The organism is Methanobrevibacter sp. UBA417 (assembly GCF_002508845.1).
Taxonomy (GTDB): domain Archaea; phylum Methanobacteriota; class Methanobacteria; order Methanobacteriales; family Methanobacteriaceae; genus Methanobrevibacter_A; species Methanobrevibacter_A acididurans.
The window spans coordinates 1-11,718 of sequence record NZ_DAZC01000013.1; the positions used below are offsets into that span (position 1 = coordinate 1).

An 11,718-nucleotide genomic window follows, 5' to 3' on the forward strand; every position below is an offset into this window, starting at 1 on the left:
AATAATTATTATTTCAAGTTAAGTCTATCTATTTAATAAGATTTCATTGATATTAAAAATATGCTAAAACTATTAGTAATTATAGGAACAAGTATAAATATTATAAATATTAAAATTAATTATAAGCTTATAATTATAAAATTAAAATTTTTTTTATTAATTAATAAAAGTCGTTAAATAGAGGCTAATAATGGATAATAATAATTTAGAATTAGAAGAGAAAGAACCTCCTATCCAAATTTTTTCAAAAATTGATGGAAAAATTGGAGTCAATGTTGTAAAAAGTCCTGTAAAACTTACAATATTATCAATGCTTAAAAATAATGAAATGGAATTTGATGAAATAGTTAAAAACACAGGAAAATCTAAATCCACCATTTCCGTTCATTTAAAATCATTAAGAGAAGATGGTATTGTATCTTACAAATTTGATCCAAATGATCATAGAAAAAAAATATTTTATATTAAATCCAGATGTTTAGGGGAAATTGAAGCTGCTGAACCTGTAGAATTGGAAGAACGAAAAATAGATTTCTTGATTGATAACATTCTTAATGAAACTAATTTTCAATTTTCTTTTTTATTATTCCATACTTTAAGATCTACTTTAATTCAAGAAGGAATAAATATTGACCCTATATTATTGGATACTGGAAGACATATTGGTGAAACAATATATGAAGAACTAAAAGATGATGATGTTAATGTATTTGCTGAAAATATTATAAATTTCTGGAAAGATAATGGTCTTGGAGAATTAAGTATTAAATTAGGTGATACAATTGAAATTACTTCAGTTGATTGTTTTGAATGTGGTTTACTTCCAAAAACCGGAAAACCTGCATGTTTTTTAGACGCAGGAATAATTGAATCTTTATTAGCATCTTATTTAAAACAAGTAGTTGAAGTGACAGAAATTAAATGTTATACTATGGGAGATAATTGCTGTACTTTCTTAGTCGAACCTACTGATGAAGAATTCATTCCTTTAGTTGAATCAGAATAAATTTTAAAATAACTAAAAATTTTAGTTATTTAATTACTTTTTTTATTAAATTTGATTAAAGTAGTAGTTAAATAAGGTTTATCTTTAGAAAATCCTTTTATAATTTTCTCATCTTTCATACTACATTTTTCAACAGAAAATACTTCTTTTTCTTCAGATTTAAAATTAATAATATTTTCAAGTTCATCAGTATTTCTTGAAGGTTTCATTAAAACAATAGAATCACCTTCTGTTAATATTGATTCTATTCTATTATCAATTTTAGGGACTATACTAAGAACTTCATTTTTTTCAACTAATGGCTTACCAATACTTGATGCACATGCAGTACATGCAGTAATTCCTGGAACCATTTCAACAGTGTAATCTGTGAATAATCTTTTTTGCACATAAGAAAATGTTGAAAAAATAGCAGGATCCCCTAATGTTATAAATGCTACGTCCAGTCCTTTATCTAAAAAATTGGATATTATTCTTGAAGCATCATCCCAATGTTTTTCTAGAATATTTTTATCTTCAGTCATTGGAAAAATAGGATCTAAAATTTTTAATGTATCCTTATCTTCTCTATCTTCAATAATAGGTTTAATTATTGATAAAGCTATACTATCTTTTTCTTTTGAGGATTTTGGGGAACATATCACAGGAATTTTTGATAGAATATTTGCTGCTTTTATAGTTAATAATTCTGTGTCTCCAGGCCCAACTCCAATTCCAATTAGTTTTCCTTTTTTTACCAAATTTATCACTTTAATAATTATTTTAAATTACTCATCTTATTAAATTTTTATTATACATTTCATTTAATAAATATCTTTTATTTTAAATTAAATTTTATATTACTTTTCACATACTCTAGGTTTATTTATTTATATTATCAGATTCAATATTTTAGTAAAAGAGTAATTCTATTTTTTGTCTTAAGTGGATGTTAAAAAAGTTAATTTGTTGCAAAATTAATCAACAAAAGATATTAAAATAGCTAAACATTTTAAAAATACATATATGAGTAATAATATGAGTTCCGAAACAGAATATATAAAATTAGATAATTTTAAAAAATCTAAAACTAAAAAAAAATTAGAAGAAGTAAAAATACCTCAATCTTATTCATTTGAAGATAATTCTTTACCTAAAATTCAAATTGATTTTTTAAAAAATAAATATCCCAATATTAATGAAAATATTATAGAAAATTTTCCATTTAATAACCCTAGACCAGGTCAACTTGAAATAATCGAAGATATAGAAGATGCTATTTCTAAGGGTTATAAATATATAATTTTAGAAGCAGGTACCGGAACAGGTAAATCAGCTATTGCCACAACATTAGCTAGAATGTATGAATCTGCATATATATTAACAATGACTAAACAATTACAATCTCAATATATGAATGAATTTCATTTTCCTCTTGTTAAAGGGAGATCCAATTTTGGTTGTTTGAATGAAAATTTAGACACAACTTGTGATATGGGAACATGTAAAACATCACCTTCTTCCTCTAAATTTACCTGCCCATTTGGAGTAGTAAAAAATCCAACTCTTGATGCTACAGAAGCTTTTGAAGATTCTAATGGAGGTGTTTTATTTTATCAATCTGAAAATCATTGTAATTATTGGCAACAAAAAGCAAATGCTATAAATTCTCCAATAACTTTAATGAATTACGATTATGCTATTTTAGAATTAAATTATGTCAAACATTTCGGTCAACGTAGTTTATTAATCCTTGATGAAGCCCATAATATAGAAAATAAATTAATGAGAATTTTAGAATTAAATCTTTATAATAAACGTTTAGAAAAAGATATTCATAAAGTTATAAGTCCTAAAACTCTTTATAATGGAGGAATTGAGGATTGGATCAATGAAATAGATGCAATTTATGATGCATATAAAGATATAGATATTAAAGATCTTCCAAAAAATAAAATAGAAAGAATTAATTCTACTACATTTAGATTGAAGAAATTGAAAGAAAATCTTCAAAAAGAACCTCGAAATTGGGTTATAGACCCTACCGATGAAGGAGTTTCTTTTAAACCACTTAGAATTCATCACTATGCTGAAGATTATTTATTTAAATATGGGGATGTTGTAATCTTTTTAAGTGCTACTATCTTATCTCATAAAATGTTCTCTAAATGGTTAGGACTTAATCCAAAAGAAGTTTACCATATTAAAGCAGATAGTCCATTTCCTCCTGAAAAAAGGCCAATTGAACTTAAATTAGCTGGAAAAATGTCTGCTAATAGAGTAAAACACACTGCTCCAAAAACTCTCCCAATACTTAATAAAATCCTTAAACTACATGAGAACGATAAAGGATTAATACACACAAACAGTTATAAATGTCAAAATTATATAACTCGTAATTTACCAAATTCACGTTTGATTTCTCATAATTCCACTAATCGAGAAAGAATTTTAAAATATTTTGAAAAAAATCAGGAGCCATTAGTTTTAGTTTCTCCATCAATGAGTGAGGGTGTGGATTTACCATATGATAAATGTAGATTCCAAGTTATATACAAAATACCATTTCCTTATTTGGGAGATAAACAAGTTAATATGAGAAGAAAAAGAGATCAACGTTGGTATGCATATAAAACAGTCATGACATTAATGCAAGCATATGGTAGGGGAATGAGAGCTGAAGATGATTCTTGTGTAACTTATATCCTTGATAGTGATATAAAAATGTTACTTAAAAGTCCATTATATAAATCTTTAATTCCTGACTTTTTTAAAGATGCAATAATCATTGATGATAATTTTTGAATATTTAATAAAAAAAGACGGACCTAGGGGGATTTGAACCCCCGATCTCGGGATCCGAAGTCCCGCGTCATTCCAGGCTAGACCATAGGACCATTATTTAATATTATATTAAAAATATAATACTATTAAATAATTTAATTTTTATTATTAATAAATCCTTAGTATTTTTTAAATATCAAAACATATTATATAATACTGTAATTTTTATAAAGATTGTAATTTTTTAAAATTAAATGTATAAAAAGATATTATTAAGGGAGTATTTAATGTTAACTAAAAGAATTATTCCATGTTTAGATTGTGATTTACAGATTCCAGAAGGTAGAGTTGTTAAAGGGGTTGAATTTAAACAAATTCGTTATGCAGGTAATCCTGTAGAATTAGCTACTCGCTATTATGAAGATGGTGCTGATGAAATAGTTATACTGGATATAACAGCTTCTCATGAAAGAAGAGGGACCATGAAAGAAGTTATTGAAAGATTAACTGAGAATGTTTTCATCCCTATATGTGTAGGTGGAGGAATACGTAAAGTAGAAGATTATGTAAATATGCTTAAAGCTGGAGCGGATAAATGTTCTACAAATACTGCAGCTATTCATAATCCTAATCTTTTAACCGAAGCTGCTGAAGTTGTGGGTTCCCAAGCAGTAGTCATAGGTATAGATGCTAAAAGAAGATATATTGATGATGAAACTCAAGCACTTGATAAGAATGTAATAGAAACAGATAAAGGTCTTTGTTGGTTTGATTGTAGTATATATGGAGGTAGAGAATTTACTGGTATTGATGCAATTTCTTGGGCTCAAAAATGTCAAGAGAAAGGGGCAGGTGAAATATTATTGACTTCTATGGATGGTGATGGAACTAAAGATGGTTACGATTTAGATCTTACAAAAGCTATAAATGATAATGTGGATATTCCTGTAATAGCTTCTGGAGGAGTTGGAACACCTGAACATATTAAAGAAGCATTTACAATTGCTAATGCAAGTGCTGCTTTAGCTGCAAGTATATTCCATTTTAATGAATATCCTGTTCCAGTTGTAAAAAAATATTTAAAAGAACATGGTGTTAATGTTCGTATGTAATAGGATGTTAAAATGATGAAATTTAATAAATTAATAAATTTGGAATTAACTCAATCATCTGGTCAAACTTCACAACCTCCATGGGTTATAAATGAGGAAGGTGAGTATCAAAGTTTATTAATTTTAAAAGAATCTCCTGTGCTTATAAAATTATCCCAAAAGAATTTTAAATCATTCAATTTAAATTATGAATTACCATTAAATTTAGATTCATCCATTAATAAAAAATCGTTAGAAAAAGAAATATGTTCTGAAATTGTTAAAATATATAATTTAGATTTTGATTTAGATAAATTTTACAAGTTTTTAATGATGGATTCTAAATTAATTGATTCTATAAAATTTTGTAATGGGTTACGCCTATTTTTAGCTAAAAATCCTTTTGAATGTATTATTTCATCTATTTGCAGTGCTAATAATTCAATTAATCGTTGGACTAAATCTATTTCTCAAATCAATTACAAATGGGGTAAAGAAATCTTATTTCCTTCTGGAAATTTTTTCACATTTCCTACTCCCTCAACTTTATCTAAAGTTTATGAAGATGATTTAGAAGAATATGAAGCATTAAACCATCATACAGAGATTGAATGTTGTGTTAATAATCTTAAATCATGTGGTGTGGGTTATAGGGCTAAATATATGAAAAAAACTTCAGATATATTTACAAATCAACTAAATTATAATGATATATTTAAAATGGAATATGATGAAGCATTTCAAACTATTATAAAAATTCCAGGTGTTGGCCCTAAAGTTGCGGATTGTATTTTATTATATGGTTTTGGTTTTAAAGAAGCTTTTCCTTCTGATGTATGGATAAAAAGAATAATATCTAATCTTTACTTTAATGGTGAAGATATCTCTGCCAATAAAGTTCGTGATTTTGGAATGGATAAATTTGGAGATTATGCAGGATATGCACAATTATACCTTTTTCATTATGCTCGTAAATCTGGTTTAATGGATAAATTAACTAAAATTTAATTAAGTAGGAAATTATATGAAAGATATTAATTACTCCATTTCAGATGAAAAAAATTATACTATCAACCAAATTAAAAAAATTAAACAGGAATTTGGCAATATTCAAGGATTATCCAATATTTTAGAACATACTAAAAACTTATTTGGTTGTGAGATTTACTTAAAAATTTTTAAAGAAGCTAAAAATACTGCAGAAAAAGATTATGAGAGACTAAATATTTCCGTTGATAAAAATTCATCTAATAATGAATCATTTTCTAACAAATATCCTCAATTAACTTATGCTTCTGTTTTAAGTAAGCCTTTAATTTATTTGCCCTCATTACATGGGGACTTAATAATATATACTATGTTTATTAGTACATTTACATTATTATCTACTATTTGTAATGTTAAATCATCTCACTTAGTTCGTGTTGAAAGAATATTTAACTTAATGGATAAAGTAATGGTTTTATTTGATGAATTTAATCAAGATTTAGATTATACTCCACCTACTCAAAATTTTTATGACAAATTAAAGACTATAAAATGGGATAAAAAAAGTAAAAAACTTTTTAGTAAAATTCAAAATATTAGAAATAATATTACAAATGTTAATTCTAAGAATATGGATATGTACAATACTAGATTTAATTTAACAGAAAATTATTTATTAATATTTTTAGCTGCTTCTAGTGCAGTAAAAAGAGAAGATAAAAATATAACTATGGAAGATGTTGTTCGATCACATAAAACTTATTATAAATTAATTAATATGGATTTAAAAGATTTTTTATAAAAATATTTTTTTAAAATATCTTATAATAAAAAAGAGTTTTGTAAAGGATTTTATCCTTTAACTCTTACTTTATTCATGACATCTCCTTGTTCTATAGCATTTACTACATCCATACCTTCAATAACTTTTCCAAATACAGTGTGTACACCATCAAGATGAGGTTGAGGAGAATGAGTTATGAAAAATTGGCTTCCTCCAGTATCTTTACCTGCATGAGCCATAGATAATGCTCCTACGCCATGTTTATGAGGATTTCCTTCAGTTTCACATTTAATTGTGTATCCAGGTCCACCTGTTCCATTACCATTTGGATCTCCACCTTGTATTACAAAATCTGGAATAACTCTATGAAAAGTTAAGCCATCATAAAATTCTGAATTTGCAAGTTTTTCAAAATTTGCTACGGTTCCTGGTGCTTCATTGGGAAATAATTCTAATATAATATTTCCTTTTTCTGTTTCTATAGTTGCAGTTTTCATTTTTTTAACTCTTTAAATATTTTTTAATTATATTTTTTATATATTAAATTAATCTATATAAATTAATCTAATTTTATTCTTTTACATAACTAACTTTTGTTTTTCCATCTATTATGTTTTTGTAATCTTCATAATTTTCTTTTAGGAGAGTAGGGATATCCAATTCATATGGACATCTTTCTTTACATTTATTACAATGTGTACATTCCTCGATTTGTTTCATCATCTTCTGATTATCTTCAGTTAAATATAACTCCGGGGGGAAACGTCTTAAAAATAATGACATTCTTGCACACATAAATATTTTGATATCAACAGAACAAGGAGAACAATATCCACATCCTCTACAAAATTCCCCAATTAAATCTTTTTTATCATTATTTATATCTTCGATTAATTTTTTATTTAATTTAACAGGAGATTTTAAATTATTAAGGGCTTCATCTAATTCTTTTTCCTTTTGTATTCCCCAAATTGGTAAAACATTATCATATTTTTCCATAAATCCAAAACTAGCATATCCATTGGTAATTAATCCACCTGAAAAAGCTTTCATTGCAATGAATCCTACATCTTCTTTTTTGCATGATTTAATTATATTTAAATCTTCTTTTCCACTTAAATAAGAAAAAGGGAATTGTAATGTTTCATATAAACCACTATTTATAGCTTCATCTGCCAAATTCAACTTATGAAATGTAATTCCTATATGTTTTATGAATCCTTTTTCTTTAGCTTCAATCATTGCTTCATAAAGACCAGTATTATCATTAAGTTTTGGGACAAATGGGGGATTATGGAACTGATATAAATCTATATAATCAGTTTGTAATTCTTTAAGGCTTTGATTTAAATCTTTCCAAAAATCTTCGACATTTAAAGCCCTTGTTTTAGAAGCAATTACAACTTTATCTCTGACATTATTAAGAGCTATACCTAACTTTTTTTCACTGTCAGTATAAGCACGGGCAGTATCATAATAATTTATACCTCCTTCGTAAGCTTTTTGAATTATTTTAATACTTTCTTTCATTGGAACTCTTTGAATTGGTAATGCTCCAAACCCATTTTTATTTACTACTATTTCAGATTTACCTAATCTTACATTCACCATAAAATCAACTCATACATAATTTAAATTTATAATTGTACTTATTTATACTTTAAAAAACATAATTTATAATCACATTTTATTATAATAAACTAATTTTATGATTTACTAATAATATTAAAAAAAATATTTTAAGAGGAATAATATGAATACTGATGAAATTATTGATACATATGATAAACATATAATGCATACTTATGGGAGACAACCTATAGCCTTAGATCATGGTCATGGACAATTTGTTTATGATATAGACGGGAATGAATATTTAGATTTTTTTGCAGGTATAGCAGTTAATAATGTTGGACAAACTGATGATAAAGTGGTAAATGCTATTAAAACTCAAGCTGAAAAAATGATTCATTGTTCTAATATATACTATAATGAACCTGCAGCTATTTTATCTAAAAAAATTGCAGAATTTTCAGGATTAGATAAAGTATTCTTTTCAAATAGTGGTGCTGAAGCAAATGAGGCTGCTATTAAATTAGCAAGAAAATACACCGGAAAAGGGGATATTGTTGCAACTTATAATTCTTTTCATGGAAGAACAATGTTAACAGTTACTGCGACTGGTCAAGATCAATATAAATTACCATTTAAACCATTACCTCCTGGTTTTAAACATGTAAATTTTGGTGATATGAATGCGATGAAAGGAGCTATAGATGATAATACTGCAGCTGTATTGATTGAAATAATTCAAGGTGAAGGCGGGTTAAACATGGCTCCTGAAGGATATTTTGAAGAATTGGATGCTTATTGTAAAGAAAAAGATGTTTTATTAATTATTGATGAGGTTCAAACTGGTTTAGGAAGAACTGGAAAAATATTAGCTTCACAATACTTTGATATTAAACCAGATATAATTTCTCTTGCTAAGGGTTTAGGTGGAGGAGTTCCTATAGGTGCAACTTTAACCTCAAATAAAGTGTCTGAAGGTTTTGTTCCAGGGGATCATGGATCTACCTTTGGAGGAAATCCATTATCTTGTGCTGCAGCTAATGCTGCAGTTGATGAAATTATTGAAAAAAAATTATCTGAAAATGCAGAGGAAGTTGGAAAATACTTAAAAAATAAATTTTTAGAATTAAAATCTAAATATGATTTTATAACTGAAGTACGAGGATTAGGATTATTAATAGGTATTGAATTAAATATGCCTGGTGGAGAAATTGTTGATGAAATGAGAAAAAGAAGAGTATTAATTAATTGTACTGCCGGTAATGTTTTAAGATTTGCTCCACCACTTTTAATTTCTAAATCTGATGTTGATAAAATGATTCCATTATTAGATGAGGTATTTTCAAATATTAATTAAACATTAAAAAAATATAAATGTTTTAAATTACCCAATTCTTTTTTTCTAATAACTTTTTTAATCCTTCTGTAATATTTAATGTTTTTATTTTTTTTATATCTGCCCAAGTATAATCTTCATGTTCATTACTTATTTTAACTTCCCAATTTTCAGGAATTACATAAATAATTATTTGTACAGTTCGTCTATTGATAAAATCTTGTTGTATAGCCTCATAAAAATCTCCTAATCTTACATTTAAATTTGTTTCTTCTTTAAATTCTCTAATTAGTGCTTCATCAAAGAATTCACATTTTTCAACTTTTCCTCCAGGAAGTTCCCATTGACATGCTCCAGTTTTAGATTTAGAATGTCTTTTTATGAGTAAAATTTCATCGTCTTTTTTTACAATTCCTCTCATTGTTAATCCGTAAGGTTTTACCATAATTTATCACACTATATAATTCATTTTTTTTCAAAAAAATTCACATATTTTATTTTTAAAATTCTCTTCATTGATTTATTTATTGTTCGTTAAATAGATAAATTATCTTTAATTTTTAGAATATTTTATTTTTACTTATTATTAATTAAAAATTTAGTTTATACGTGATGTTCTAAAATATATTTTTTTGTTAAATTTATATTTAAACCATTATAAAGAAATAAATTTCTAATATGAAATTTAATATGACTTAAATTAAATTTAAGAACATACCGTATTGAAAAAGTTAATTGAATTTTTATAAATTTTATTAATTTATTCCGAGATTAATTATATATAATAATAACAATAAATTTTTTTAATAATGAATATTATATTGAATCTAGTTAAATATTCAAAAAATAATAATTAATTTAAATACACTTTGGAGTTAAATCATGGATTTAAATATTAAAACTAATGAAAAAAACCATTTAACTATTGGTGGTGCAGATGTTTGCGATATAGTAAAAGAATTTGGCACTCCTTTATATGTTATTGATGAAAACAGAATAAGAGAAAATTATCAAAGATTTTATAATGCATTTTCAAAATATTATAAAGATTTCAAGGTATTTTATGCATGTAAAGCGAATACTAACCTCGCGGTAATGTCTATTTTAAAAGATGAAGGTTGCTGCATAGATACTGTATCTCCAGGTGAAGTTTATACATGTAAAAAATTAGGATTTTCTTCTGATAAAATTCTTTTCACTGGAAACAATATCAAAAATGAAGAAATGAAATTTGTTGCAGATGAAGATGTTGTGTTAAATATAGATTCTATGTCTGCTCTTAAAAGATTAGCTGAAGTTATAAATCCTAATGGTACTAAAATATCTTTTAGAGTTAATCCAATGGTTGAAGCAGGACATCATAAACATTGTATTACTGGTGGAGTAATGGCTAAATTTGGTATAATGGAAACTGAAGCAGTTGAAGCATATAAATTAGCTAAAAAATTAGGATTTAATCCTGTAGGTATGCATTCTCATATAGGGTCTGGAATTTTAGATCCAGAACCATTTAAACTAGCAATTAAATCTACAATGGATATTGCAGGTAAAGTACATAAAGAAGCAGATATTGATTTCGAATTCATAGATTTTGGTGGAGGCATAGGAATACCATATACACCTGATGAAAAATTATTAGATATTGATAATTTTGCAAAAGAAAATGTAGAGTTATTTAAACAAAAACTCCAAGAATATGATATGAAAGAACCAACATTATATTTAGAGCCTGGAAGATATATTGTAGGAGACGCTTCTGTTTTATTAGTATCTGTTAACAGTGTTAAACAAAGTTATAGGAAATTTATTGGAACTGATGCAGGATTTAACACATTATTAAGACCTACTATGTACGGTTCATACCACCATATAGTTTTAGCTAATAAAATGAATGAAGACCCAGTTGAAAAAGTAGATGTTGCTGGAAATGTATGTGAATCTGGAGATTTATTTGCAAGAGATAGATTTTTACCAAAAATTCAAGAAGGAGATATATTAGGAATATTAAATGCAGGAGCTTACGGTTTTACAATGGCATCTAACTATAATTCTAGACCTTTACCTGCAGAAGTTCTTATAAGTAACGGAAAACCTATCTTAGTTCGTGAAGAAGAAAAATTTGATGATTTATTTAATAAACAGATTATTCCAGATCATTTAAAAAATTAAAATTTGAGGT

11 protein-coding genes and 1 tRNA gene are annotated in these 11,718 nt (G+C 26.2%); 7 read left to right on the forward strand and 5 right to left on the reverse strand.

Annotation, left to right across the window (positions count from 1 at the left end; translation table 11 throughout):
- Window positions 1-190 precede the first annotated feature (190 nt).
- Window positions 191-1,006 carry a V4R domain-containing protein gene (locus BP769_RS01830; RefSeq protein ID WP_409198217.1) on the forward strand — a complete coding sequence of 272 codons (816 nt, stop codon included), beginning with the start codon at window positions 191-193 and terminating at the stop codon, window positions 1,004-1,006.
- Window positions 1,007-1,035: 29 nt separating this feature from the next.
- On the opposite strand, the gene cobI is transcribed toward BP769_RS01830, so the two are convergent.
- Window positions 1,036-1,746 (reverse strand): precorrin-2 C(20)-methyltransferase, encoded by a 711-nt coding sequence (gene cobI, locus BP769_RS01835; RefSeq protein ID WP_409198216.1) that lies wholly within the window; start codon window positions 1,744-1,746, stop codon window positions 1,036-1,038.
- Between the two features lie 265 nt (window positions 1,747-2,011).
- Between cobI and BP769_RS01840 the strand changes: the two genes are divergently transcribed.
- Entirely contained in the window at window positions 2,012-3,790 is a 1,779-nt protein-coding gene (locus BP769_RS01840; RefSeq protein WP_413824988.1) for a helicase C-terminal domain-containing protein, read from the forward strand.
- Window positions 3,791-3,808: 18 nt separating this feature from the next.
- On the opposite strand, the gene BP769_RS01845 is transcribed toward BP769_RS01840, so the two are convergent.
- Window positions 3,809-3,882, reverse strand: a tRNA-Arg gene (locus BP769_RS01845).
- A 174-nt stretch (window positions 3,883-4,056) separates the two neighbouring features.
- On the opposite strand from BP769_RS01845, the gene hisF reads away from it, so the two are divergent.
- The 3 genes from hisF to BP769_RS01860 are packed head-to-tail and all read left to right on the forward strand — an operon-like array spanning window position 4,057 to window position 6,649.
- Window positions 4,057-4,881, forward strand: a complete 825-nt coding sequence (hisF, locus tag BP769_RS01850; RefSeq protein WP_413824991.1) for an imidazole glycerol phosphate synthase subunit HisF — start codon at window positions 4,057-4,059, stop codon at window positions 4,879-4,881.
- 15 nt (window positions 4,882-4,896) lie between these two features.
- Window positions 4,897-5,868, forward strand: a complete 972-nt coding sequence (locus BP769_RS01855; RefSeq protein WP_413825042.1) for a DNA glycosylase — start codon at window positions 4,897-4,899, stop codon at window positions 5,866-5,868.
- A 16-nt stretch (window positions 5,869-5,884) separates the two neighbouring features.
- The gene (locus BP769_RS01860) at window positions 5,885-6,649 is read left to right on the forward strand and encodes a hypothetical protein (protein WP_413824993.1); all 765 of its coding nucleotides are present in this window, start codon (window positions 5,885-5,887) and stop codon (window positions 6,647-6,649) included.
- A 50-nt stretch (window positions 6,650-6,699) separates the two neighbouring features.
- On the opposite strand, the gene BP769_RS01865 is transcribed toward BP769_RS01860, so the two are convergent.
- Together BP769_RS01865 and BP769_RS01870 are read right to left on the reverse strand one after the other, a co-directional pair.
- Window positions 6,700-7,128 carry a peptidylprolyl isomerase gene (locus BP769_RS01865; protein WP_409198212.1) on the reverse strand — a complete coding sequence of 143 codons (429 nt, stop codon included), beginning with the start codon at window positions 7,126-7,128 and terminating at the stop codon, window positions 6,700-6,702.
- A 73-nt stretch (window positions 7,129-7,201) separates the two neighbouring features.
- Window positions 7,202-8,242, reverse strand: a complete 1,041-nt coding sequence (locus BP769_RS01870) for an aldo/keto reductase (RefSeq protein WP_413824995.1) — start codon at window positions 8,240-8,242, stop codon at window positions 7,202-7,204.
- Window positions 8,243-8,384: 142 nt separating this feature from the next.
- Between BP769_RS01870 and BP769_RS01875 the strand changes: the two genes are divergently transcribed.
- A complete protein-coding gene (locus BP769_RS01875; protein ID WP_413824997.1) occupies window positions 8,385-9,560 on the forward strand; it encodes an aspartate aminotransferase family protein in 1,176 nt (391 codons plus the stop codon).
- A 22-nt stretch (window positions 9,561-9,582) separates the two neighbouring features.
- Here BP769_RS01875 and BP769_RS01880 read toward each other — a convergent pair whose 3' ends face one another.
- Entirely contained in the window at window positions 9,583-9,984 is a 402-nt protein-coding gene (locus tag BP769_RS01880) for an NUDIX hydrolase (RefSeq protein WP_413824999.1), read from the reverse strand.
- Between the two features lie 437 nt (window positions 9,985-10,421).
- Here BP769_RS01880 and lysA point away from each other — a divergent pair, with 437 nt between their 5' ends.
- Window positions 10,422-11,708, forward strand: a complete 1,287-nt coding sequence (gene lysA, locus BP769_RS01885) for a diaminopimelate decarboxylase (protein WP_413825001.1) — start codon at window positions 10,422-10,424, stop codon at window positions 11,706-11,708.
- Window positions 11,709-11,718: the final 10 nt, after the last annotated feature.